Raw genomic sequence first — 25209 nt, 5'->3', positions numbered from 1 at the left:
TTTTCATACAGGCTCCTCCCTGAGGCAGGGAGGAGCCAGGTTCCAAATCAAGTCACCAAAGTCAGCCATTTGATGAACACTTGCCTGATCAGTTGGATTCGCCAAGCACGGATTCCGTCCACGGCTTCCAGACATCTTCGTTGTCCATGAGCCACTTGGCACCTGCATCCTTATGTGTCATGCCTTCAACATCAACCAGCGCTGCCATGGAACCGATCTGCGGTGTGGTGAAAGACAACTTGGTGAAAATGGTGTAAGCGTTGGGGTGCGACCTGGGAAACCGGTAGTTGGCGCCTTTCTTGAGCCATCCAGTGGGGGAGCCGCAACCTGTGGTGGTCACATCACCGCCATCGACAATTCTGCAACCGTCGTAATATGGTGGAAATTCAATGAAAGTGAAGCCTGCAGCATCGGTGAAGTTTGGTGACCAGTTGAAAATGATCGTGCCCCGGCCTTCTTTCTCAGCAGCCTTGAGTTCTGCCCAAAGTGCATCCGCTGCCCCTGCGAACTTGACCACCCAGGTGTCATCGAGGCCTAATCCCTTGAGGCGGTTCGGCATGACATCTCCGTGCCAGCTTTGCGGGCCTTCCAACCACCGGCCCTTGCCGTCTGAATCCGGTGTGGCAAAATTTTCATAGCAGTCTTTCAGTGCCTCCCAACTCGGCAGGCCCGGGCATAAATCCTTCTCGATTACCCAGTTTGGAACGCCCATTTCTTCTAGGGTTTCTGCTGCGTGAGTTCCGGCATCAATCAGGCCGCCTTTTTCCATCGCAGCGTAGTAGGCGTTCTGCATCGTCGATTGCCACACTTCGTGCACAAGCGTCAGGTCACCGGTCCGAACCGCTTCAAAACTTGCCTGGTTATCGACAGGGACGTACTCCACGGTATTGCCGATACTCTCAAAAATACCACCAATCACGTGCGCCATTACAATCTGACTTGACCAGTTCTTGATCGGAATCTTAATGGGTTCACTGCTGTCGGCGATCGCGGAACCCGAGACCAAACCGAAAAAAAACAGCGGCAGTATGCCCGTAAACATCTTTTTCATTGAAGTTTTCAATGGATTATCCTCCGTAAATTACTTTCACTCAGTAAGCAAATAAAAAGGCTATGTTACTCAGTTCAACAAGTGAAATTCAACCGTCTTGACAAAAGCGGGCCAGGTTCTGTTTCAGTCGCGGCACATTGAACATGATCCGGGTGCGTGTTCCCGGCCGAACCCCTGATGCTCAAGTTAAGTCCCTCTGCATACGCTCAGATTATGGTTTTTCGGCAACGACGCCGTCTGCATCACTGGCCTTGAGTGTCGCCCCAATCGTCCAAATTGATTCGCCGGCTCGCACTTCAACCGAGGCTTCAACATCCGCGCGCCAGCCCTGCCTTGCGCAGCGCTTCCACCAGGTACACGTTCCAACCGCAGAATTCGGTTGGTCGGGGTGAATCGAGAACGTCTGACAGCTGGTGTCACGCGTTTCAATACCGGTGTGCAGGTGACGGTTAAGGCCGGTGTCATTGTAAGTCTCGAGAGTCTCGACTCCACTGGTGCAATCAATTGAACGTCCGCACCGGAACACCGCTTGCGAAAGGGTTTCGGTCTGAAGCGGTGCTGCGCCCTCAGCGGCTGGAAAATTAATTTCTGCCGGCTCACCCGTACACAGGGCAGATGATGGGCCAGCAGGCCGTCGATAGTGCCAGGCAAGCCGGTTCCCCTTGCCGAGCCTCTGTCCGCAGGCGTTCAGTTTCATTGGTGTTCCTCATTAGTTCCATCTCGCTGACCATGGTCCGTTGAGTTGGTCAGGTCTTACCTATCCGTGTTCGTGTAGAATAGGCTCGATTATTCAATCATTGGCACCCGGCAACTGACCGGTCAACGCCCTTGCAGAGGCCTGATTTATGCAAAGACAAAACTATGGAACATCCATTTTCGACCGTCTGAAACAAGCCTGTTCCAGCGAATGGAAGGATTACTGTCATCACGAATTCGTTGAGAGAGTCGGTGACGGTTCACTGCCGATGGAATCATTTCGCCTTTACCTTGAGCAGGATTATGTGTTTCTCATACACTTTTGCCGCGCCTGGGCGCTTGCCGCCTACAAGTCGACCAGCTTACGCGACATGCAGTGGGCATCCGAAATCCTGCACTCCACACTCAATGTCGAAATGGATTTGCATGTCCGATTCAGCGAACAGTTCGGAGTAACCCAATCCGAACTCGAGAGCGCGCCCGAATACCAGGAAAACCTGGCCTATACGAGATATGTCCTGGACAAGGGTCAAAGTGGTGACCTGCTGGACCTGTATATCGCCCTGATGCCGTGTGTTGTCGGTTACGCCGAGATCGGTGTTCGCCTGCAACTCGACTATTCCTCTACCCTGGCACAAAATCCATATCGCGAGTGGGTCGAGATGTACGCCAGCGAGGAATATCAGGCACTCGCAATCCGCTCAATCAGCAACCTGGAGCGGATCAGCGTCGAGCGGGGAGGAAATTCGCGGTTCAAGCAACTGGTCGAAACCTACCGCCAGGCTACGATTCTGGAAACTGGATTCTGGCAGATGTGCCTGGAGACAGAATAATCGCGCTTCTCAGTCGGTGGCGATATAGTTGGCGCCATCCAGCCAACGCGGCTCGATCTCGACACCCCAACCCGGATCGGACGGGATGGTGACCTTGCCATCTTCCACATCAAACGGTGGATTCCGAAACAACCCCTGCTGCCACGGATAGTACGTTTCATCCTCGATCGAGAACTCCAGATACTTGCCTGCATTGACAAGTGCCGCAAGCAGATGCATGGTAAACACCGTCACCATTGACAGATTTGCCGCATGAGGGGTGACTGGCAGCCCGGCGTCCTGCGCCATGCGCGCCACCTTGAGTGCGCGCGTAATTCCGCCGACATAACACACATCGGGCTGAACAATATTCACCGCACGCATGTCAATCATCCTGCGCCAAGCCGGCAGATAGCAATCCTGCTCACCACCGGTGACATCCAATTCAAGCGCTTCGGTGACCCGCCGTGTCTGTTCAAACTCCCAATATGGACACGGTTCCTCGAAGTGACAGACATCGTTGTCCTGAAGCATCTTGCCAACCGAGATCGCACGTTCGGCGGAAAATCCGCTGTTCGCGTCAACCAGCAAGGCAACATCATCACCGATTCCACGACGAATGGTCGGCACAATCATCTCAGTGCGACCCGGCCACTCGTCAACATCTCGACCGCACTCTGCGGCAACACGAAACTTGAAGGCATCATATCCATACTCGTCACGCAGACGCTGCAATCGTTCCAGTTCCCGCTGAGGGGTAATGTCACGACGCATGGATGAGCCGTAGACGCGAAGCTTTCCGGCATGACCACCGAGCAATTCAACAACCGGTTTGCGTTCGATCCGCCCGCGCATGTCCCATAACGCGGTGTCCAGACCCGCCATCGCACGATTCATATAGGTTCCCGGAAACTTGTGCTCGCGTTCGTAGATTCGACTTTCCAGATCATCAAGATCGTCACACTGTGATCCGATCGCCCATCGCGCGACCTGACGATGAAGAACCTGACATGTAATATCGGCGTTGTAGGGAGAAACCTGGCCCCAGCCAAAATCTCCGCTATCAGCCGTCACTTTGACGAAGCCGATGTATTCATCGTTGAATGTCTCAATCGAGTTGATTTTCATCTGCGCAGACTCGAAACTCAGTGCTAAAATAGTCCTTACATCTTGACGGGGTGCCCGCAAGGGCTGAGACGTTGGAATCTACCAACCCGTTGAACCTGATCCAGATTATGCTGGCGTAGGGAATCAGGATGGCTGAGGGCTTCACCAGCCGGACATAACTTCTCTTTCGCCGTATTGTAAGGTATTTCGGCGAGTGAGGTTAATGACCGATACTGCTGACAAATTCGAGTCTTCGGCGTGCTCAAACCCGCTCGCACAAATCCGTGCATTGCATCCGCGAGTCCATTGCATCGTCAATGAAGCTGCAGTCTCATTGACCGCAAATGTTCTATTGGCGTGCGGAGCTTCTCCTTGTATGACTCACGACCCTCACGAGGTCGCGCAATTCACGAACTCGTCCGATGCGCTCAGTATCAATCTTGGAATGCTCACACAATCCAAGTGCAGGGCGATCATGATCGCTTCAGACACAGCTTCAGACAAGCAAATTCCATGGGTACTGGACCCGACATTGTGCGACCGTTCACAATCCCGACTGGACTTCTGTACGGGACTTATCAAAAACCGACCCAGTGCACTTCGCGGCAACTCAGCTGAGATTGACTCAATCTGCCGCAGTATGGACCTGACCCGCGAGGAACTCGCACGGGAACATTCGATCGTTGTGATGACAACCGGGGAGTTCGACCATGTAATCTCGGACAATCGCACCCGCGAGATCACCAGTGGGCATCCGTGGATGGAGAGCGTCACCGGGTTGGGTTGCGCTTTTTCAGCACTGCTCGCGGCTTCCCTGACGGTCAGGCAAGACCCGTTCGATGCTGCAGTTGAAATCGCACAGACTTATGGCTCGATCGGACAGACGGCCGCTCAGGTATCGCATGGTCCAGGAACCTATGCCGGAAACTTTCTTGATTGCATTCATGCCGAATCCATCCGATAAAGCCCAGACCGCAACACGCCGTCACGCACAACCGGTTCGGATCGGAAAGTTCGACCCGACGCTCTACCTTGTCATCAACCCTGAGCAGTGCATCCATAATAGTGTCGAACAGACGGTCATCGCAGCTGTCACGGGTGGGGTCAGCGCGATTCAGCTCAGATCCAAAACCATGGGCCCTGAGAAACTTGCCGAGCTGGTGACAGGCGTTGTCGACGCGTTGGGCTCCCTGAACATTCCTGTGTTTGTCAATGACAGTGTTCACATTGCCGCCTCGACCGGCGTGAATGCCGTGCATCTTGGCCAGGAAGACATGGCGGTTGATGCCGCCCGGGCAATGCTGGGAGAGGACGCCTGCATCGGACTCACAGTTCGCTCGGTGAGCGAGGCGCAAAGCGCTCCGGTTCATTTGCTTGACTACATCAGCGTCGGCGGCGTGTTCCGCACACACAGCAAGATCAACCCGGACCCGCCCATCGGGCTCGACAGGCTGGAGGAGATTGTGAGTCTGTTGCGCTCGCGGGACCCGCAACTTCCAATCATCGCCATCAGTGGAATCACAACTCGCAACCTTGAGTCGGTTCTGGAATGCGCAGTTGACGGGGTTGCCGTCGTCTCCGCAATCTGCGAGTCGCACAATCCACACTTGGCGGCACAGCAATTCAAGATTCTAATCGATCGATACAAAAACAGGATGAGGACAGAATGACAATACCGATTGCACTGACCATCGCAGGTTCAGACAGCGGCGGTGGCGCCGGAATACAAGCGGATATCAAGACCATGTCCGCGCTCGGGGTCTACAGTGCCAGTGTAATCACTGCACTGACTGCCCAGAACACAACCGGTGTCACCGCCGTTCACGACGTGGACCCGGCATTCATCGCCGAGCAGATTGATGCGGTGTGCAGTGACCTGAACGTCCGCGCCGCAAAAATCGGCATGCTTCATCGCACTGATGTAATTCAGACCGTCGCACAGGCACTTGAACGCCATTCAATCGGTCACATTGTGCTGGACCCCGTCATGGTCGCCAAAAGTGGCGACCCGCTCCTGCACGATGACGCCATTGATGCTCTGAAATCGATGCTGATTCCAATCGCATCGATCATCACACCCAATATTCCGGAAGCCGCCCGGCTGCTCAGACGCAAGGAAGAATTTGTCTACACCAACAAGGAGGCCGCAACCGAGCGGCTGCTGTCCCTCGGTTGCGGCTCGATTCTGCTCAAGGGCGGACACGATCATGACACTGCAGAGAGTACCGACCTTTATTTTGACGGCAACAATTTCAGGTACATGTCGAGCCCGCGAGTCGACACCAGAAATACTCACGGTACCGGATGTTCGCTGTCATCAGCGATCTGCGCCGAACTTGCAAAAAAGCAGGGTATGGAATCGGCAGTATTCATTGCCAAGCAGTACATCAGCCAGGCAATCGCCTGTGCCGACGTACTGGACGTCGGTACCGGCCACGGTCCGATCCATCACTTTCATCATCAATGGAACTAGGTGAAACATCATGCAACGTCGAAATTTTCTTAAGGGGGCTGGTGCCGGTGTAGCCGCTGCCGTGGCTCCCGGTATCAGCCATGCCGACAAACAGGAATATCGCATGGCCATGTCGTGGATCAAGAACAGTCCCGGCGCAGGCGCTACCGCGGAACGACTGGCCCGCAGAATAGAAACCCTCAGTGCCGGACGAGTCAGGATCAAGATTTTCGCTGCCGGTGAACTGGTCGGTCCGTTTGAGGTCCTTGATGCAGTCGGGTCCGGGACTGCCGATTTCGGACACAGCGCTTCTTTCTTCTGGCAGGGCAAAATGCGCGCCAGCGCTTTTTTTACAGCTGTTCCTTTCGGACTGACCCCTCAGGAACACATGGTATGGATCTACCACAATGGAGGACAGCAACTTTGGGACGAACTGTATGCCCCGTTCAATGTGAAGCCGTTTCTGGCATCCAACACCAGTATCGGAATGGGCGGCTGGTTCAAGAAAAAGATCAACTCCCTTGACGATATCGCGGGACTCAGATACAGGGTACCGGGATTGGGTGGTGAGGTGTTCCGACGGATCGGCGCCGTCGCGGTAACCCTTCCGCCACCCGAAATCGGACCGGCACTGCACTTGGGTACAGTCGATGCGGCCGAGTGGCTCGGACCCTGGTCGGACCTGGCCATGGGGTTTTACAAGAGCGCACCATACTACTATGGCCCCGGATTCCATGAGCCGAATGGGGCTGGGGAGTTCGTGGTCAATAGGGAGCTATGGCAAGGCATGCCGGATGACATCAAGCAAATCATCAATACCGCATGCATTGCCGAGCACGCATACAGCCTTACGGAAATCGACAGGTCCAACCCCGAGGCGCTGCACAAGCTGATCTCCGAGCATGGAACACAAGTCTTCCAATTTCCGGATGATGTGATGTCAGCGGCCAGCAAGGCGGCGGATGAGGTTTTGGATGACCTTGCGCAACACGATGACATCACAAACAGAATCACCCGCTCATTCAGGGAGACAAAGAATACCCAGATTGAATGGTCGAGAGTCTCAAGCCTGCCATTTCTCAGGGCACGCTCCGCCTGATCTGTGCAGATCCATGATTTCCGTTTCAGTCCGGGTCAGCCTCAACTATGGCGAGGAGCGCATCTTCGACGACTTCAGATTGACTCTAGAATCGGGAAAACTGATCTGCCTGCTCGGGAAAAGCGGTTCCGGTAAATCGACCTTGTTGCGTTTTATCGCAGGATTGATGTCTCCCGACATCGCAACCGGATCGGTCGTTGCGAGTGATGACAGCCCGCTCAACGGCCGGATTGCGTGGATGGCCCAGCAGGACCTGCTGCTGCCATGGCTGAAAGTGATTGACAATGTAATGATCGGATCGTTTCTGCGCGGTGAGAACGGCAACAGGCGAGTTGAGCTGGCGAGACAGCTGCTCGAGAAAGTCGAGCTCAGCGGTGTGGATGAACGCTATCCGCATGAACTTTCTGGCGGAATGCGTCAGAGAGTCGCGCTGGCGAGAACCCTGATCGAGGACCGAGCAGTCAACCTGCTGGACGAGCCATTCTCAGGGCTGGATGCGACGACCCGCTATCAGCTGCAGGACCTGGCATGCACAATGCTCACCAAGACAACGACGTTGCTTGTGACGCACGATCCTCTTGAGGCGGTCCGCATGGCCGACTTCATCTACGTCTTGAGCGGACGCCCCGCGACGGTGGCGCATCGCATCGAGCCTCCGGGCTCGCCACCGCGACAGCTGTCCGACGTCAACGTGAGCAATGCTTACGCGGACCTTATGCATCAACTGGTACATCCCGAGTCATCAACCAATGTGGTTTAAGTCGGTTGTCATCATTACAAGCCTGATCGCAGTCTGGCAGATCATTGTCTGGATAACCGGAGCACCGCCGTTTATCGTACCGGCACCGCTCGCAGTGGCCACCGCATTGATCGGGAATCTCGGCCTGATCGGATTCCATGCAACAGTGACTATCTTCGAAATCATTGCCGGACTGCTGCTCGGCTGTACCATTGGAATTGGCAGTGCTTGGCTGATCTTGCAATTTCAGCCGGTTCGTACGTGGTTTCTGCCGATTCTGGTCGCAAGCCAGGCATTGCCTGTTTTTGCGATCGCGCCGGTTCTGATGCTGTGGCTCGGATTTGGTATGCCCTCGAAAATTGCCATGGCGACACTGATCATCTATTTCCCCGTCACAGCTGCGCTCTACGACGGGTTGAGAAATACCGATTCCGGATGGATCGACATGGCTCGAATCATGGGTGCATCCAAACACACGGTTGCAAAATTCATCCGCCTGCCGGCCGCCTTGCCGTCACTTGGGTCCGGACTGCGGATTGCGGCCGCGGTCGCACCCATCGGCGCAGTAGTCGGGGAGTGGGTCGGATCCAGTTCCGGACTCGGCTATCTGATGCTGCATGCCAACGCGAGGTCGCAGATTGATCTGATGTTCGCAGCGCTGATCGTATTGGCGGCGTTCGCCGTGCTTTTGTATTTTGGCATTGATTCGCTGATCAAAAAAACTATTTTCTGGCAAACGGAAACCACCTTGGAGGCTCATTGAACATTATGAAAAGATCAATTACCGCTATCTTGCTTTCACTTCTTCTTGCGGGACAGTCGCTCCATGCGGCACAGAAGTTTACAGTACTTCTTGACTGGTATGTCAATCCGGATCACGGCCCGCTGTTTGTTGCCGACGCTCAGGGATTCTTCGACGACGCAGGTCTGGATGTCGAGTTGATCGCACCGGCGAATCCCAACGACCCGCCAAAACTTGTTGCCGCCAAAAAGGGGGATGTGGCGATATCCTATCAGCCGCAACTTCACCTTCAGGTCGAACAGGGATTACCGCTGGTGCGGATCGGTACACTGGTTGCAACTCCGCTGAATTGCATCGTCGTTCTGGACGACTCTGACATTCATGCGATCGCGGACCTCAAAGGCAGGAAGGTCGGATACTCAGTCGCCGGGTTCGAAGATGTGTTGCTGGCAGCTGTTCTTGAAGCGAATGACCTGAAACTTGAGGATGTTGAACTGATCAATGTCAACTTCTCCCTGTCACCTGCTGTCATGTCCGGTCAGGTGGACGCGGTGATCGGCGCATACCGAAATTTCGAGCTCAACCAGATGGATCTGCATGGCGAGCCGGGCCGGGCCTTCTATCTGGAAGAGGAAGGGATTCCCAGCTACGACGAACTCATCGTCGTCACACACACTGATCGCGTCAATGACCCCAAGATGCGAAAATTCATGGACGCTGTGGAACGCGGCGTACAGTTCATGATCAATCATCCAGATGAAGCCTGGGATAATTTCATCAGTTACGACAAGGCTCTGGATGACGAGCTGAATCGCCGCGCGTGGCGCGATACGCTACCCAGATTCGCCCTTCGGCCGGGCGCGTTGGATCGCGCACGCTACGACAGATTCGCCGACTTTCTCATGGCACGGGGACTGATCGCCGAAAAACCCGAAATGGAACAATATGCAGTTGAGCTGAACTGACTCAACCTATTCCAGCGCGATGGTATCCTCGATGGTGTGATCAACGCCAGCGGCTTCAACTTTCAGTTGGACTGTCGCATTCAGCGTTTCAGAACCCGTCAATGCACCGGACTCGATTCCGTCGCGCACCGCTCGCTCAATCTGACGCTGCGACTCAATCCCCACTTTCTTCAGGAATTTGCGAACCTGTATATTAAAGACATCTTCGTTCATTCTTGTTTGCTCCTGTGTTATTCAGATTCATTACAATTGTAGTGAAAACAACGATTGACAGTGCATCAAACGTCATATTGCATACGTGAAAGTCTACCTTTCCGAACATTCATGAGTTCCGACGATGGATTCTTCGCCACCAGGTCCCAACAATTGCTTTGACCCTCGAATCGGGCTGATTCCAATCGCTGATGCCGAAAAAGCATTGCTTGATGAGGTGGTTCCGATTGCTGATACAGAAGTCGTCTCGCTGCCGGATGCGGTCGGACGGATTCTCGCCGAACCTGTCGCCTCAACGATTGACGTTCCGCCACATGCAAATTCAGCGATGGATGGCTATGCCGTATGCGGTGACTCGCTTCCCTCTGATGGAGTTCATCGGTTCACCGTGGTTGGAACCGCACTGGCAGGCAAGCCGTGGGAACACCCCTGTCAGCCGGATGAGACAGTACAGGTCATGACCGGCGCGGTCATGCCACAGGGAACAGATACCGTCGTAATCCAGGAAGATGTTCAGTTGGAGAATCAGATTGCGATTGTCTCGGCGGGACACAGAACGGGGCAGAATGTCCGTCAGGCCGGAGAGGATCTGGAACGCGACGAAACTGCGGTTGATGCCGGGGTTCGTGTCGGCGCTGCCGAGTTGGGTGTGCTCGCATCGGTTGGAGTCGGTCGGGTCTGCGTATTCAGAAAACCGATTGTCGCTATTTTTTCGACCGGCGACGAACTGCGCAACGCAGGCGATGACCTGCCGCCCGGAGCGATATACGACAGCAATCGATACACACTGATCGGGCTGTTGCAGAGCATGGGACTTGAAATCCTGAATCTGGGCATCATTCCGGATGATCCTGTCCACACGAGAACCGCACTCGCTGATGCCAGCGACCGGGCGGACCTGATCATCACTTCCGGTGGAGTCTCAACTGGCAGTGCTGATTTTGTCATCCGTACGCTGGAAGAACTTGGGCAAATCAGTCTGTGGCGGATTGCGATTCGTCCCGGCCGGCCGTTCGCGTTCGGCAAGATTCAGGACAAGCTGTTTTTCGGCTTGCCGGGCAACCCCGTTGCTGTCATGGTAACTTTCTATAAACTGGTCCAGCCGGCACTTCGTCGATTGATGGGACAGTCTGATGTCAATCCGGTACCGATCATGAAGGCCCGTGCGCTCAGCCGATTCAGAAAGAAGCCGAACAGGTCCGAAGTCTATCGTGCGGTACTGTCGCAGGACGACAACGGGGAACCGGTTGTTGTCAGTACCGGTCAGCAGGGGTCCGGACTGCTCAGCAGCATGTCCCAGGCGAACTGCTTCGTACTGTTGGACGACCATGCCGCTTCTGTGAACCCGGGTGACATGGTCGATGTCCAGTTATTTGAAGGGCTGAACTGATTGCCGGTCAGACCACAAGCACAGTTGCACCCTGAGTGGCGCGCGACTCAAGACTGCGATGCGCCTCAACCGCATCTTCGAGCGCAAAACGCTGTCTGACAGGTATTCCAACAGCGCCAGTCGTCACCATGTCGCATAACTCGTCCGCCATCATGACGAGATCTTCCCGTTCGGCCGTATAGGTCATCAGGGTCGGTCTTGTCAGAAATAGGGAACCTTTCGCGCTCAGCACCACCGGGTTGAATGACTCGACCCCGCCCGATGACTGCCCGAAACTCACCATCAACCCTTTGGGTGAAAGACAGTCAAGTGATTTTTCGAATGTGCTCAACCCGACAGAATCGTAGACCACAGGAACACCCTTCCCGTTCGTTATCTCTCTCACACGTTCAGTAAAATCCTCACGGGTGTAAATGATCGGATGGTCGCACCCGTGTTGCCGCGCAAGGTCGGCTTTTTCTTCGCTGCCGACAGTTCCTATGACCGTCGCGCCGAGACTTTTTGCCCACTGACAGGCAATCAGTCCCACTCCGCCCGCTGCTGCGTGAAACAGGATCGTATCGCTGGCGCCAACTTTGTATACCTGCCGCAGAAGATATTGTGCCGTCATGCCTTTAAGCATCATGGCAGCGGCAGTTTCGTCATCGACTGAGTCCGGTATTCGGACCAGCCTGTCGGCCGGCATCAAGCGAAGTTCAGCGTATGCCCCTAACGGCGGCGATGCGTAGGCTACACGATCTCCCACTGAGAGGTCGGATACCGCGGCTCCAACTTGTTCTACAACGCCGGCTCCTTCCAAACCCGGTACAAAGGGGAAGCCCGGTGGCGGGTAAACACCTGTTCTAAAATACACATCAATGAAATTCAACCCGACTACGGTGTGTCGAACGAGCACCTGATCTTCACCGGGACTGCCCGGATCGACCTCTTCCCACTTCATCACGTCAGGATTTCCCACTTCGTATACTTGCATCGCTTTCGGCATATTAATCTCCTTGATTCAATGGATCCAGATTCTTATTTCGACAATAATCCCAAGAACAGGACCGTCATGCATCCTGATTGTATTTCTTGCGTTCCCGGATTCGATCGTATGCCGCTCTGATCTGCTTGGTTTTCTCGGTTGCCATTTCGATCATTTCGTCCGGCAATCCTTGCGATACCAGTTTGTCCGGATGCAATCGACTCATTTTTCTTCGGTAGGCACGTTTGATTTCGTCATCGTCCGCATTTTCGCTCAGTCCCAGCATCTTGTAATCGTCCGACAGGGATTGCTGACTCGCTCCGGCACCGGACGACCGACCTGAAACCTCGTTGTACAGTTCCGCAAATTCCCGCCTCGAAATTCCGATCCGATCAGCGATGTCGCGTATGGCCTCATTTTCGACATCATCGATAACACCGTCGCACAAAGCGCCGCTCAACAGGATGTTGATGAACATTCGCTTGAGATTTTTGCGATTGCCGCATTCCCGATTGAACTGTTTCAGTATCGGGTTGAGCTCAAATTCCGGTTGTTTTCCTTGACGAAACAACTGGATGGCGACTTCACGCATGTCAACGTCCAAGTCCATGTTGCGCATGACTTCCTCGGCGAACCGAACTTCCTGCGGACTGACATGGCCGTCGACCTTGGCGATGTATCCGAGTACTGAGAAAGTGGTGGTAAAGAATACGGTCTGCATTCTTTCCTGCATATTCCAGCTGCCACTGCCGACCGAAGCTCGTCGCTTGTCGAACATGTTGCCAACCGCGACACCCAGAATGATCCCGATCGGGCCGAGTGCCATTGATCCTAGAACACCACCGATTACCTTACCCCACCAAGCCATGGATACACCTCAACTGCAGTGAATGGGCATTACCGTATCGTCCGCGAGCGGTCCAGCCGCGGCATGGCAATCGGATTTTCTGACAGTAATTCTCAAGAGCATGTCTTGTCGCAGGGTCAGGAGCCATTATTATAGCCACATACACGGACCCAGCAGTTCGATGCACGAAGCAGCCGGGCACCGCGCGCAATCATCATGCAACAGCCGCTCGATCTCACCTGCGAAGGGTGAAAAACGACTGACCGGCAATAGCCGAAAGCACAATCGCACCACCGATCACGGTCATGATGCCTGGCACTTCGCGGATGGCAAGCCACACCCAGATAGGACCAAGCACAATTTCTGTAAGCGAAAGCAATGTGATTTCGGCAGCTGGGAGATATTTTGCACCGTGCGTGAAAATCACCAGGCCAACTCCGACCTGGAAGATTCCCATCGAGGCGCAAAGCAGCCAATCCCGCGTAGTGACCTCTAGACCTGATCCGGTCAACCCGACCATGCAAGCGGATATTATGGTGGCACTCACACCAGCCCACAAAACCGCGGGGACCAGGTCGGTTGTTCTGCCCATTCTGAGAAAAACGGCGAATAACCCGAATCCTGTTGCAGACAGCAATCCCATGACAGTCCCGAAAAGCGTACCGAACTGATACCCCTCCGCCACCATGACCGCAACACCGACCGTTGCCATGAGAATGAACCAAACCAGGGTGCTGGTCACTCTCTCGCCGAGGAGCCACCAGCCCGCGAGTGCGGCTATGAAAGGTGCCGTAGAAAGCAGAAACAGAGCATTCGCGACGGTTGTATGCGTCAGCGCGTAAATCCAGGTACAGAACGCAAGGCTGAGCGAAAATCCCGCGAAGAATCCAATCCAGCCGCAATCGCGAACTGCATCAATGACCGCGCGGCCGCGCGAGACCGACAGGTAAAGAACGAGAAAGGCAACGAGTGTGGTCGACCGGTAAAACAGAATTTGCCATTCGTTGGCGAATTCGATAAGCCGAACAGCAAGGCCTGCGAAACTCCAAAATACTCCAGCGGTCAGGACGAGAAACACACCCTTTGCGCGATCTTCCCTCATTGAATCCGGGATCATTCGTAGAACCGATCAAACTTGCATCTGTCTCCAGATACGAAAAATGGAATTTTAGTTTAAGTTGCGCTCCGCACAAGTAAATTTGAAAGAAACCGACTCGCAGTGCGGATAATTCTGCTATCTTTGTGTTTCTTGACCTTCAACTGTTTGGCAGGAGTTCACGTTGCTATGGAAAAAGTTACCAAGTCAGATTCGCAATGGCGAGAGTTGCTGAGTGTGGATGAATATCACGTACTGCGACAGGAGGGAACTGAACCGCCCTTCAGCAGCGAGCTGAACAAGAATAATGCCGATGGTGTCTACAAATGCCGCGGCTGTGGTCTTGCTATTTTTGACTCCAACACAAAATTCGACAGTGGAACCGGTTGGCCGAGTTTTCACTCCGCCATCGAGGGCAGTATAGAAACCCGCACCGACTTCAAGCTGATCATACCTCGAACTGAGTATCATTGCGCGCGATGTGGCGGCCATCACGGACATGTTTTCAAAGATGGTCCGAAACCGACCGGGAAACGGTATTGCAACAATGGCGTGGCACTGGTGTTCGAGCCTGGTCCGCAATCCGCAAGCTGACTCAGCTGATTGTTCGTGCCCCGGATTTCGGTTGTCCGGCATTGCGCCGACCCCGTTTGATGACTACGCGACAGCGCCTGCTGCGGTCAGCCAGCCATTGACTCCGGAAAATATATGACTTCCGACCGCACAGGCTTCGGCACCACAGTCAGTTACCTGCCCTTTGCCCTGATCTTGATTCTGGGATTGATCTGGGGTGGTGTGCCAAGCCTATCCAAGTATGTCACCCAGCAGGGTGTTTCTCCGCTCAGCTACTCGTTTTGGATCTTCTTCACGGCCTCAATCATGACCGGCTCAATAAACTTCATCCGAAGCAGGCAGCGGCCGCCTCCCTACATTGTGTTCTATTTGGTCTGCGGACTGACCGGGAGCGCCATCCCCACTACAGCCATGTATTTCGCGGTCGTCGAGATTCCAGCCGGCTTGATGGTACTGCTGATCGCGGTGACACCGATATTCACTTACATTTTCTCGCTGATCACCAATACGGAAAAGCACCATCCGCTGAAAACAGTTGGAGTGCTGCTGGCATTTGTCGGCATTGTCCTCATTCTGCTACCCGACTCCATCGCCGAAATGAAAGCGCCGATAGGGGGTGTTCTCATCGGCTTTCTGGCCCCCGCGTTCTATGCCATGAACCTGGTGTACACCGCGCGTTGCCGTCCGGCAGATCTGCATATCATGGATATGACAACCTGCATGCTGGTCACTGCGACCGCCGTGATGTTCGTCGCTACGCTGCTGTTCGAGCCGCTGTACCCACTATGGAACGCACCACCACTGGTTGCCAGTCTGACCCTGCTTCAGGGATTGGTGACGTCCATCGCATTCTGCCTGTTCTTTACCCTGGTAAAGATGTCCGGTGCACTGTATTCGAGTCAGGTTACCTATTCAACCACGATAATCGGGATCATGATCGGCGCGTACGTCCACGATGAGGTGTTGCCGATACTGGTCTGGATAGCGACTTTGCTGATGTTCATGGGTATCGGAATCGTTCAGAAGGCCAGGAACCTGACAAAAGAGAATACGCCCGGCGCATTGAGCGAGACTTGAGATCAGGCTGACAGCGAACCTTCAGGCCTGATCGAGAGACTCATCGCTGACCAACAGCGTCCCGACACCCGCGTCTGTAAAGATCTCAAGCAACGCGGAATGGGGAAGCTGACCGTCGACGATCTGAACGGACTGCACTCCGTGGTCCAGCGCATGTTTCGCGCAGCGTACCTTTGGCAGCATGCCGTCGGAAATCGTCCGATCTTCGATCAGACCCTCGAGCTGTGAGGTTGTCAGATTCGATATCAACGCACCTTGTGAATCCAGGATGCCCGACGTATTGGTCAGCACCACCAACTTTTCGGCCCCGACCGCCTCAGCGACCGAGCCGGCGACCGTGTCGGCATTGATGTTGTAGGTAAGGCCGTCCTGATCGACACCGATTGGTGCGACGATCGGAATCGCATTGTCGCTGGATTCGAGCTGAAGCAACTGGACATCGATACTCTCAACATCTCCGACAAAACCATATTCCACCGGCATTCCGGAATCCGGATCAATGAAATCAGAATTCAGTTTCTTTGCCCGAATGAACGTACCGCCCAAGTTTGCGCCGAGTCCGAACGCGTCCCATCCTTCCTCGATCACCATACTGACCAAGTCAGGATTGATGGATTGAGTGACCACCTTCTCCACGATGTCCATCGTCTGCCGGTCAGTCACTCTCAGACCGTTCACGAATCTGGACTTGAGACCTGCTGCCTCTATGGCCCGACTGATCTGGGGTCCGCCTCCGTGCACCACCACAGGATTCAACCCCACACTCTTCATCAGCACGATATCACGACAAAAATCCCTTTGCAGTTCCACCGAATTCATTGCATTGCCACCGTATTTGATCACGATAGTCTTATCGCGAAACTGATGAATATAGGGCAGTCCCTCAAGAAGAATATTTGCTGACCGCCTGGTACTGGATTTTGTGCCTGTCATAACCTGCCGAAACCAAGATTCACAATGTCTGTATTATCCGATAAATTAGGCTCGCGGATGGACCTACCAGCATCGGGCAGGAGGCGGGATTGCTCCCGCCGTCCTCCCAGCGCAATGCGCGCGACTTTCCGACTTATACCCGCCGCATATGCGTCCACGGCTGCCGTGCAAGCATGGGGCTTGGAAGATATCTGCCTTCTCACCCACCGTGACCGCCTCGTATGCGATTCGACTTCGTCAGGCCAGTGGTTTGCCTTCGGCTTGCTTCAGATTCCGCTTCGCAACGGACACCCTTGCCGTTCGGCTGACTGTTCCCCTTGTCGGGCCAGCAGCGTACTTTCACCGCCAAGTCATCCGGCCACCACCGCGTGCACTGCAATAGCGCCAGTCAAGGCGCTGCGCGCCATGCCTGGCGCACAAAAAAGAGCGACTGCACCCAGGCAGTCGCTCGAACAGTTGCTCAATCGTCTGAAATTGATCAGACGATGAAACTAATGAACCGAAACTTCAATCTTCTTGGGTTGCGAGATTTCTTTCTTCGGCACAGAAACGGACAGTACACCATCCTTGTAACTGGCTTGAATGTTCTCGCTGTCCATAGCTTCGCCCAGTTTGAACGACCTGGTCACCTTTCCCCGGTATCGTTCCCGGCGAATCATACGACCCTCAAGATTGTCCTCGTTGTCCTTCTCGGCACTGACCTCGATACTCAGAACATTATCGGCAACCGATACGTTCAGCGCATCCTTCGAAATTCCCGGCAGGTCGGCAACGACATCATACCCGGTGTCAGTTTCGCTGATATCGACCGCAAGCACAGCAGCTCCCGACGGTACCGCATTTCGAATCTTCGAAAAGGGACTGTAAAGACCCCAACCCGCATCAAAAACAGACACGGGGTTTGTGCTCCAATCTCTGGTTCTTACAAGTTGATTCATGTTATCTACCTCAAACACTTAAATTTTTCATTGATTCCCGGTTGTCGTGAATCCTCTGGTTGTATAAGTGGGAGCACAATTGCTTTTTTCAAGTGCTGACAGAAAAAGTGAGGCGCGAGTGGAGATTCGCCATCTCACCACCGGTCTGGCCGGATCGCAGTGAAAGTTCAGCACTGCCCCGAAGGGCGGATCTTGTAACGGCGCAGTTGTGAGCTGAGTGTGGGGTACGACTGCAGCAGTGCGGTCCCTCAAAGATGGCTAGAGAATGTAACGGGCAAGCTGCTGATCTTCGACGAGTCCTTGCAATTCCTGCTCAACAAACTCTTTGTCGATGACAACCCTGTCGCCGCTTCGGTCGGCGGCCTCGAAGGAAATCTTCTCCAGCAGGCGCTCCATGACCGTATGCAACCGGCGGGCGCCGATGTTTTCGGTCGATTCGTTCACCCGCCATGCAAACTCAGCCAGACACTGCACGCCGGAATCGACAAACTCCAACTCCACCTTCTCGGTTTTCAGCAGTTCAAAGTACTGCTGGGTCAGGGAACTGTCAGTCTCGTTCAGGATTCGAATGAAATCTTCGGTGGTCAACGCGTTCAGTTCCACCCTGATGGGCAGGCGACCCTGCAGCTCCGGAATAAGGTCCGACGGTTTTGTCAGCTGGAACGCACCTGAGGCAATGAACAGTACGTGATCAGTTTTCACCATACCGTAGCGGGTCGATACCGTGGCGCCCTCAACCAAGGGAAGCAGGTCGCGCTGGACACCTTCACGTGAGACATCCGGACCGCTCGTGTGGTGCGAGCGACCGACGATCTTGTCTATCTCGTCCAGGAATACGATGCCATTCTCCTCAACCCTGTTGATGGCATCGATCTTGATCTGTTCGTCGTTCACCATGCGTTCCGCCGCTTCGTCAGTCAGTAATTTCAGCGCCTGTGCGACAGTGACCCTGCGTTTGCGACTCTTTCGATTTCCGAGATTCTGCATCATGCCCTGCAACTGACTGGTCATCTCTTCGAACCCCGGTGGTCCGAATATTTCCACACCGATAGAGGTGCTGAGCTCAATCTCGATTTCCTTGTCGTCCAACTCACCTTGTCTGAGCTTCTTTCTGAACGACTTTCTGGCTGCGCTGTCCTCTATGGGCGCCACCTCGTCCCTGTCGTCGAAATGCTGGAGCGAAATGTTTCTTGGAAACTCGTCGTCGTCATAATCCGGGTCGGAGGAACCATAGTCATCATCATAATCCGCACGAGCAGGAGGAATCAGTATGTCCAGCACCGCATCTTCCGCCTCAGCCTCTGCACGCACCTGAACCAACTCGTAATTCTCTTCACGAACCATCTTGACGGCCAACTCCAGCAGATCGCGAACGATTGAATCAACCTCGCGGCCGACATAGCCAACCTCAGTGAACTTGGATGCCTCAACCTTGAGAAATGGTGCGTTCGCGAGTTTCGCAAGCCGACGGGCAATTTCGGTTTTTCCGACGCCGGTGGGTCCGATCATCAGGATGTTCTTGGGCGTGATCTCCGCACGGAGATCCTCGTCTTCGACATTGAGGCGCCGCCACCGATTGCGCAGCGCATTGGCGACCGCACGTTTGGCATCGAGCTGGCCAATGATATGCTTATCCAGTTCCTGGACAATTTCTCGAGGTGTCATCTCCGACACGTTCTGTCAAGCCTCCAGCTCTTCAATTGTTATGCTGTGATTGGTATAGACACAGATCTCTCCAGCGATGGCAAGACTTTTCTCAACGATCTGCCTGGCATCCAGATCCGTCGACTCAAGCAACGCCTTGGCCGCCGCCTTGGCATAATTGCCACCGGATCCGATCGCCATCAATCCATCTTCAGGCTGAATCACATCACCGTTGCCCGAAATAATCAGGGAATCGTTCAGGTCACAGACAACAAGCAATGCCTCAAGACGTCTGAGAAATCGGTCCGTTCGCCACTCCTTTGCCAGTTCGACCGCTGATCGAACGAGATTTCCCGAGTACTCTTCCAGCTTGCCCTCGAAACGTTCAAACAAGGTAAACGCATCCGCGGTGCCGCCGGCAAATCCCGCCAGCACCTGATCTTTGTAAAGTCGCCGAACTTTCTTGGTGTTCGACTTGATCACGGTATCGCCAAGCGAAACCTGTCCGTCGCCACCGAGCACCACGCGGTCGCCCCGACGCACTGACAGAATTGTTGTACTGCGAATTGTTGGCAATTTAGGGCCGCTTGGGGAAAGTTGCAATCTGCGATCGTTCACTCAACAAGGCGCAGGTGAGGTTTGCCCTTGCGCGGCGAACTTTCCGACGCTTGTGATGAATCATCGTATTGTACGGATTCCGTGCTGTGTTCTTTGAAAACCATCTGATTCCTCGCTTCGGGAACAATCAGCGACACCACTGACTCGAGCGGCAGGTCCACGTGATGACTCTCTCCGGAAAACCGTGCCTCGAACAGGATCCAGCCGTCGGAAACCGTATAGCCTCTCAATGCCCGGTCATGAATGTTGAGTGTGACCAATCCGTTCTCGCATTCGATCTTATCGAACGGAAGATTCACTTCGGGATAATCGGCCTGAATTGTCAGATACGGCGTGTATCCGGAATCCATGGCCCAACTTCGCATCGCATCAATCAGGTACGGTACTTTGGAAATCTCCTGCTGCATGTCTGCGTCAATCAAGTTGCATTTCCATTTCCGCTTCGCTGAGGCTCTTGCGGAAAGATTCCCTGACGAATAGCCGACCGGCGTACTGCGTGATGGAACGAGACTGCGACGGCAGTTCGATACCATAGTGTTTCAGTCGCCACAATAAGGGGGCAATGAAGCAATCGACCAAGCTGAATTCCTCACCCAGCCAGAAATCCTGTTCCGCCAGATAAGGAGCCAGACTGGACAGATCTCGAGTGAGTGCGGTGCGGAAGATCTTATTGGGTTTCTGTTTCTTTTCGTCCAATTCCCGGAGCCTGCGCAACCAGTCGCGCTGACTTCTGTAAATCATCATTCTCACCCTGCCGCGATTCACCGGATCGGGCGGCATCAAGGGCGGATGGGGGAGTCGGTCGTCCAGGTATTCAGCTACGACATGAGAACCATACAGGACCATATCCCGGTCCATCAATGTCGGACTCTCACCGTACGGGTTCAATTCGATGATGGGATTCGGATTGCGGTTCAGGTCGACATATTCGACTTCGCACTCCACTTCCTTTTCGTGCAGTACCATCCGGCATGCATGACCTTCTATGCAAGTCTCGGTCGAAAACAGAATCATCCCGGATCTTCGATTCTCAATATTGTCTGCCATTTCCCGAATTCAACGGTTCTGTTTGTGAATAGACGGATCGCAAATTACATATGTGGGGGCAATAGTGGAACTTTCAATTGATTCAATGAACGTCTTTCCAATACTCCTTCTTCAACAGATAGGCAAGGATCGTGAAAAGACCCGTAAACAGCAATACCAGTATCCCAATGTTATAGCGGACAAGTCTTGCCGGTTCGGCGACATAGACCAGAAAATTGACGACATCACGGACCAGTTTGTCGTAGTCATCCGGCTCAAAATTATTCTGCTGCTCGTAAAGCACATGCGGCATGGCGACATCCTCAAACAGATCGTTGTTCCATCCCGTTACAGAACCGTCGTCAGCGTGAAACCCTCGCAAGAACGTATAGATCCACTCCGGAGAGCGTGACCTTGCCGTCAGGCTGAGGTCGGGCGGTGCGGTACCAAACCACCGTTTGGCATCTTCTTCCGACATGGTCACGTCCATCGGATCTGACGGTTTCTGTGAGCCGACAAGAAAATTCTCCCGCAACACGTCCTCGCTGATTCCAAGATCGTCTGCCATCCGGTTATACCGCATGTATTTGATGCCATGACATGACAGGCAATAGCTGGCGAATGTCGCAGCACCTTGCTGCAGCGATTTGCGATCGTCCAGATTGATGTGGACCGGGTCCAGATTTTCGGAACCTCCGGAAGCCGCATATACGCTCCCGGCAATGGACAGCAACAATATTGAAACGATTGATCTGATCATTTGAACGTCACCCGATCTGGAACTGGTTTCACTGGATCAAGTCTTGTGTAAATCGGCATCAGCAGGAAAAATGCGAAATAAAGGAAATAACAGATCTGTGCCCATGTGACATTGGTAAACAGGAACAGATCGATCGCCTGGGGATTTTTTGTACCCAGATAACCAAGCAACACAAAAGATATTGTGAATACAGTCAATGCGGTCTTGAACATCCAGCCTCTATATCGAATCGACTTCACCGGCGATCTGTCCAGCCATGGCAGCAGGAAGAAAAGGAATATCGCAAACCCCATGGAGAGAACCCCCCATAGTTTTGCGTCCACGCCGAACAGCGGATAGGTGACTGCGCGAAGAATCGAGTAGTAAGGTGTCAGGTACCACAACGGAATGATGTCCGGTGGTGTCTGCAATGGATTGGCCGGTTCGAAATTCGCGCGCTCCAGAAACCATCCTGCCATCTCCGGTGCGATGAAGGTGATACCGAACAGAATACAGAGAAATACACCTGCGACGAAAAGATCCTTGACGGTGTAATAGGGATGAAACGGAATGCCATCTTTCGGTGTTCCATCCTCTTTCTTGCGTGCCTTGATCTCGACACCGTCGGGATTGTTGGAGCCGACCTTGTGAAGGGCGACCATATGCACAAATACAAGACCCACCAGCAGCAGTGGAACCAAAATGACGTGGAACGCGAAAAATCGTGTCAAGGTTGCATCCGACACGACGAAATCGCCGCGAATCCATTCGGCAAGGCCCTCACCGACAAAGGGAATCGCCGCAAACAGCGAGATGATCACCTGCGCCCCCCAGTACGACATGTTGCCCCACGGCAGCAGGTAGCCGAAAAACGCTTCCGCCATCAGTGTCAGGTAGATCACCATTCCAACGATCCACAAAAGCTCACGCGGTTTGCGGTGGGAACCATAGAGCAGCGCCCGAAACATATGCAGATATATCACCACGAAGAACAGTGATGCGCCGGTCGAGTGCAGATACCGCATCAGCCAGCCCCACGACACGTCCCTCATGATGTGCTCTACCGAATCAAATGCCAGATCGGTGTCAGGCTTGTAATGCATGGTCAGGAATATTCCCGTTATGATCTGCACGGCGAGAACAAGAAGTGCCAGAGATCCGAAGAAATACCAGAAATTGAAATTTTTCGGTGCGTAGTATTTTGAGACGTGCTCTTCCCAGACTTTCGTCGCGGGATAGCGCTCATCAATCCAGTTACGAAGTTTCGCAATCACGCCAGATCTTCCTCCACCGAATCAACACCGATCTCGACTCTGGAGTCAGATAGGAATCGGTGTGGTGGGACTTCAAGATTGGTCGGTGCGGGAACATTTTTGTATACACGCCCCGCCAAGTCGAATTTTGACCCATGACAGGGGCAGAAAAAGCCCCCTTGCCAATCCGAGTCCAACTCACCCGGCTTGAGCTTTTCGAGTGGCGAGCAGCCGAGATGGGTGCAAAGTCCCACCAGGACCAATACTTCCGGTTCAATTGAACGGGTGGCGTTCTGCGCGTATTGCGGTTGCTGCTCACGGTCCGAATCGGGATCGGCAAGCTCATCTTGCACGGTCTCCAGTGAGTCGAGCATTTCCTGCGTCCGCTTGATAATCCAGACAGGCTTGCCCCGCCATTCTATCTTGAGCAGTTTTCCAGGTTCCAGATCCCCGATGTCAACCAGTACAGGGGCACCTGCCGCGCGTGCTTTCGCGCTCGGCGTCATGCTGGAAACAAATGGCACTGCCGCGGCTGCGACACCTGCCGCACCCACTCCGGTTGTGACGCCTGTCAGAAACCGCCGGCGATCCTTATCGACATGTTCGTCAGCCATCTTTTCTCCTCTAGCTGTCATATATAAAGCAAGAGCACCGGCTTAACGGTCACGTGCCAACCGGTGCCTTCATACTGTCCTGATGTTCTGAAATTTGACAGTACGGCGAAAAATTATAGCAGAACAAATTTGACAGTTTATACCGCTCGAACGCCGCGATTCGCAGGCGTAATCCGGTGGAACTGCACGGGTTACGCTTGATGAAAATCAACGAAATCCGAATATTCTGACAGACATAAAACTTAAGGTTGACAGAAACAGGCAGGCGGCGTGTTTCATTCTGGCTGGTTCAACGAATCTTTTGCTGATGGAGAAAGTATCGGAATCCCGTGCACGGAAGGCAGCCATGTGAAATTGTGGCCGCTGACCCGACGGGAGCAATTGTCCATGAGTGATGGGAGGATCAGGGACAGGTTGATTGGAAACAACAAAGAATATTGACTCGGAGTTTCGAACGAATTCGAGTCCCAGCCAGAAAATTGGCGGCGAACCCGTAAATCGTTTCGCTGTCGACGCGCACACAAACTCGTCGTTTTACAAATTATCCATATTGCAATATTCCATATGCATGTTCACAATACATATCACAAATGATATATTATTACTCATATTGCAAAATATATATCACTAATGATATCTATATGAAATTGGGGAGTTCAAATCCTCAATCCGAAGATCAAGACTGCCTTCCCAGCAGATCGTCAGACGCTGCCAAATTGTTTCATTCCGACGGTAAATTCCGATAAAAACCTGAAAGATCTTCCGACACACCGTGCATTAGCTTGTGTTGGGGAAGCGCTTCATCGGTGAGCATTCGTCTGACCTTTTCATTTCGGTTGGATGACTCGAGTTCGCGGATCATTGCGGCAACGCAGTCGATCACGGGCACCTTGTGCGTCACACTGTCAGAAAGACCTGCGAATGCGGTGGCCAGCAATACAACAGCATCGCAGTCAAGTACAAGTGTGGTCTTCTCAACTTCCAGTTCTATCCTTTCCTGCAGATAGTCAGGATCATTCATCTCGGCGGCACTGAGCGCTTCCATGCATCGCACACCGGCGAGATTATCCCGGTGCATATATCGCAGTGCCAGTCTTTCGTACAGCGGCCGCGTACGCTCGCCGAAAGATACCAATGCAATCCGCCTGCTGTGCTCAAGTGCGAGTCGAATCGAGCTCTCCGCCAAGCCTGCGACCGGAATTGTCAGCATCTCGCGCAAAGCCGCAAGTCCAGTATCGAACGATACCGCAAGTCCGACCGCATCGAACCCCGCGGCATGGACAGCAGCGAGATCCACCGCTGAGTGCGCGCCAACCACCATATCCGTCTCACTGTTGATGATCGGTGCACCGAAGCTGCCAGTCACCCCTTTGACGACCGTATCGGCTGCAGCAACTTTACGCGCCGCCTCGACCGCACGATCAGTTACGAATTCACTGGTGTTGGGGTTGATCAGCAATATCCGCATGAGTCAGTCAACGGAGACAAAATAATGAGAGAATCTGGAATCCGTATGGTACAAAACCATACTATAAGTTATTCATAATGCGGGCGGTGGAGGTACATCAGCGACTCTCGGAACCGAGTGAATGCCGCAGCCGACGGCACCCGATAAGGCAAA

At 53.6% G+C, this 25209-nt stretch carries 28 protein-coding genes and 1 riboswitch; of the genes, 11 read left to right on the top strand and 17 right to left on the bottom strand.

Translation table 11 applies throughout. The annotated features are described in order from the left end of the window. Window positions 1-88: 88 nt before the first annotated feature. Together OXI60_02520 and OXI60_02515 are read right to left on the bottom strand one after the other, a co-directional pair. On the bottom strand, window positions 89-1051 hold the full coding sequence (locus tag OXI60_02520; GenBank protein MDE0308693.1) for an ABC transporter substrate-binding protein: 963 nt from the start codon (window positions 1049-1051) through the stop codon (window positions 89-91). A 211-nt stretch (window positions 1052-1262) separates the two neighbouring features. Beyond that, entirely contained in the window at window positions 1263-1748 is a 486-nt protein-coding gene (locus OXI60_02515; protein MDE0308692.1) for a hypothetical protein, read from the bottom strand. A gap of 148 nt (window positions 1749-1896) precedes the next feature. On the opposite strand from OXI60_02515, the gene tenA reads away from it, so the two are divergent. Continuing rightward, the gene (gene tenA, locus OXI60_02510) at window positions 1897-2580 is read left to right on the top strand and encodes a thiaminase II (protein ID MDE0308691.1); all 684 of its coding nucleotides are present in this window, start codon (window positions 1897-1899) and stop codon (window positions 2578-2580) included. A gap of 9 nt (window positions 2581-2589) precedes the next feature. Here tenA and OXI60_02505 read toward each other — a convergent pair whose 3' ends face one another. Next, window positions 2590-3687, bottom strand: a complete 1098-nt coding sequence (locus tag OXI60_02505; GenBank protein ID MDE0308690.1) for a mandelate racemase/muconate lactonizing enzyme family protein — start codon at window positions 3685-3687, stop codon at window positions 2590-2592. 36 nt (window positions 3688-3723) lie between these two features. Continuing rightward, window positions 3724-3827: riboswitch (TPP riboswitch) on the top strand. Window positions 3828-3889: 62 nt separating this feature from the next. On the opposite strand from OXI60_02505, the gene OXI60_02500 reads away from it, so the two are divergent. From OXI60_02500 to OXI60_02470, 7 genes are read left to right on the top strand one after another with little or no spacing between them, the layout of a single operon-like run. Then, complete coding sequence (locus OXI60_02500) at window positions 3890-4630, top strand: hydroxyethylthiazole kinase (protein ID MDE0308689.1); 741 nt, start codon at window positions 3890-3892, stop codon at window positions 4628-4630. Then, window positions 4611-5336, top strand: coding sequence for a thiamine phosphate synthase (gene thiE, locus OXI60_02495; GenBank protein MDE0308688.1), 726 nt, complete (start codon window positions 4611-4613; stop codon window positions 5334-5336). The genes OXI60_02500 and thiE overlap by 20 nt, the downstream gene beginning before the upstream one ends. Next, window positions 5333-6139 carry a bifunctional hydroxymethylpyrimidine kinase/phosphomethylpyrimidine kinase gene (gene thiD / locus OXI60_02490; GenBank protein MDE0308687.1) on the top strand — a complete coding sequence of 269 codons (807 nt, stop codon included), beginning with the start codon at window positions 5333-5335 and terminating at the stop codon, window positions 6137-6139. The genes thiE and thiD overlap by 4 nt, the downstream gene beginning before the upstream one ends. A gap of 10 nt (window positions 6140-6149) precedes the next feature. Beyond that, window positions 6150-7217 (top strand): TRAP transporter substrate-binding protein, encoded by a 1068-nt coding sequence (locus OXI60_02485; GenBank protein MDE0308686.1) that lies wholly within the window; start codon window positions 6150-6152, stop codon window positions 7215-7217. A 13-nt stretch (window positions 7218-7230) separates the two neighbouring features. Beyond that, window positions 7231-7977, top strand: a complete 747-nt coding sequence (locus OXI60_02480) for an ABC transporter ATP-binding protein (protein MDE0308685.1) — start codon at window positions 7231-7233, stop codon at window positions 7975-7977. Further along, window positions 7967-8719, top strand: a complete 753-nt coding sequence (locus OXI60_02475; protein MDE0308684.1) for an ABC transporter permease — start codon at window positions 7967-7969, stop codon at window positions 8717-8719. Before OXI60_02480 ends, OXI60_02475 begins: the two co-directional genes overlap by 11 nt. A 5-nt stretch (window positions 8720-8724) precedes the next feature. Further along, window positions 8725-9663, top strand: a complete 939-nt coding sequence (locus tag OXI60_02470; protein MDE0308683.1) for an ABC transporter substrate-binding protein — start codon at window positions 8725-8727, stop codon at window positions 9661-9663. 6 nt (window positions 9664-9669) lie between these two features. On the opposite strand, the gene OXI60_02465 is transcribed toward OXI60_02470, so the two are convergent. Beyond that, the gene (locus tag OXI60_02465) at window positions 9670-9876 is read right to left on the bottom strand and encodes a DUF6494 family protein (GenBank protein ID MDE0308682.1); all 207 of its coding nucleotides are present in this window, start codon (window positions 9874-9876) and stop codon (window positions 9670-9672) included. A gap of 124 nt (window positions 9877-10000) precedes the next feature. Between OXI60_02465 and OXI60_02460 the strand changes: the two genes are divergently transcribed. Continuing rightward, window positions 10001-11266 carry a molybdopterin molybdotransferase MoeA gene (locus tag OXI60_02460; protein ID MDE0308681.1) on the top strand — a complete coding sequence of 422 codons (1266 nt, stop codon included), beginning with the start codon at window positions 10001-10003 and terminating at the stop codon, window positions 11264-11266. 7 nt (window positions 11267-11273) lie between these two features. Here OXI60_02460 and OXI60_02455 read toward each other — a convergent pair whose 3' ends face one another. From OXI60_02455 to OXI60_02445, 3 genes are all read right to left on the bottom strand, one after another. Continuing rightward, the gene (locus OXI60_02455; protein MDE0308680.1) at window positions 11274-12239 is read right to left on the bottom strand and encodes a quinone oxidoreductase; all 966 of its coding nucleotides are present in this window, start codon (window positions 12237-12239) and stop codon (window positions 11274-11276) included. A 76-nt stretch (window positions 12240-12315) separates the two neighbouring features. After that, on the bottom strand, window positions 12316-13098 hold the full coding sequence (gene djlA, locus OXI60_02450; protein MDE0308679.1) for a co-chaperone DjlA: 783 nt from the start codon (window positions 13096-13098) through the stop codon (window positions 12316-12318). A 214-nt stretch (window positions 13099-13312) separates the two neighbouring features. Continuing rightward, on the bottom strand, window positions 13313-14179 hold the full coding sequence (locus tag OXI60_02445) for a DMT family transporter (protein ID MDE0308678.1): 867 nt from the start codon (window positions 14177-14179) through the stop codon (window positions 13313-13315). Window positions 14180-14362: 183 nt separating this feature from the next. On the opposite strand from OXI60_02445, the gene msrB reads away from it, so the two are divergent. Both msrB and OXI60_02435 read left to right on the top strand, forming a co-directional pair. After that, window positions 14363-14767: a peptide-methionine (R)-S-oxide reductase MsrB gene (gene msrB, locus OXI60_02440; protein MDE0308677.1), complete on the top strand. Its 405-nt coding sequence runs from the start codon at window positions 14363-14365 to the stop codon at window positions 14765-14767. 114 nt (window positions 14768-14881) lie between these two features. After that, complete coding sequence (locus OXI60_02435) at window positions 14882-15823, top strand: DMT family transporter (protein MDE0308676.1); 942 nt, start codon at window positions 14882-14884, stop codon at window positions 15821-15823. A gap of 21 nt (window positions 15824-15844) precedes the next feature. Here the strand turns inward: OXI60_02435 and argB are convergent, their stop codons facing one another. The 10 genes from argB to OXI60_02385 form a co-directional block, all read right to left on the bottom strand. Further along, entirely contained in the window at window positions 15845-16756 is a 912-nt protein-coding gene (argB, locus tag OXI60_02430) for an acetylglutamate kinase (GenBank protein ID MDE0308675.1), read from the bottom strand. Window positions 16757-17247: 491 nt separating this feature from the next. After that, on the bottom strand, window positions 17248-17694 hold the full coding sequence (locus tag OXI60_02425; protein MDE0308674.1) for an Hsp20/alpha crystallin family protein: 447 nt from the start codon (window positions 17692-17694) through the stop codon (window positions 17248-17250). 258 nt (window positions 17695-17952) lie between these two features. Continuing rightward, window positions 17953-19359, bottom strand: a complete 1407-nt coding sequence (hslU, locus tag OXI60_02420) for an ATP-dependent protease ATPase subunit HslU (protein MDE0308673.1) — start codon at window positions 19357-19359, stop codon at window positions 17953-17955. Between the two features lie 15 nt (window positions 19360-19374). Then, window positions 19375-19914 carry an ATP-dependent protease subunit HslV gene (hslV, locus tag OXI60_02415; protein ID MDE0308672.1) on the bottom strand — a complete coding sequence of 180 codons (540 nt, stop codon included), beginning with the start codon at window positions 19912-19914 and terminating at the stop codon, window positions 19375-19377. 38 nt (window positions 19915-19952) lie between these two features. Further along, on the bottom strand, window positions 19953-20378 hold the full coding sequence (locus tag OXI60_02410) for a ClpXP protease specificity-enhancing factor SspB (protein MDE0308671.1): 426 nt from the start codon (window positions 20376-20378) through the stop codon (window positions 19953-19955). Continuing rightward, on the bottom strand, window positions 20371-21003 hold the full coding sequence (locus OXI60_02405) for a glutathione S-transferase N-terminal domain-containing protein (protein ID MDE0308670.1): 633 nt from the start codon (window positions 21001-21003) through the stop codon (window positions 20371-20373). Before OXI60_02405 ends, OXI60_02410 begins: the two co-directional genes overlap by 8 nt. Window positions 21004-21085: 82 nt before the next feature. Then, complete coding sequence (locus tag OXI60_02400; GenBank protein MDE0308669.1) at window positions 21086-21742, bottom strand: cytochrome c1; 657 nt, start codon at window positions 21740-21742, stop codon at window positions 21086-21088. After that, window positions 21739-22995 (bottom strand): cytochrome bc complex cytochrome b subunit, encoded by a 1257-nt coding sequence (locus OXI60_02395; protein MDE0308668.1) that lies wholly within the window; start codon window positions 22993-22995, stop codon window positions 21739-21741. The genes OXI60_02400 and OXI60_02395 overlap by 4 nt, the downstream gene beginning before the upstream one ends. Continuing rightward, window positions 22992-23588: a ubiquinol-cytochrome c reductase iron-sulfur subunit gene (petA, locus tag OXI60_02390; GenBank protein MDE0308667.1), complete on the bottom strand. Its 597-nt coding sequence runs from the start codon at window positions 23586-23588 to the stop codon at window positions 22992-22994. Before petA ends, OXI60_02395 begins: the two co-directional genes overlap by 4 nt. Window positions 23589-24309: 721 nt before the next feature. Next, complete coding sequence (locus OXI60_02385; GenBank protein ID MDE0308666.1) at window positions 24310-25056, bottom strand: aspartate/glutamate racemase family protein; 747 nt, start codon at window positions 25054-25056, stop codon at window positions 24310-24312. Between the last annotated feature and the right edge of the window lie 153 nt (window positions 25057-25209).

This window comes from Acidiferrobacterales bacterium, assembly GCA_028820695.1.
GTDB lineage: Bacteria > Pseudomonadota > Gammaproteobacteria > Arenicellales > JAJDZL01 > JAJDZL01.
Note: the sequence above shows the minus strand (reverse complement) of the source record. Positions and strands in the feature narration are given on the sequence as shown.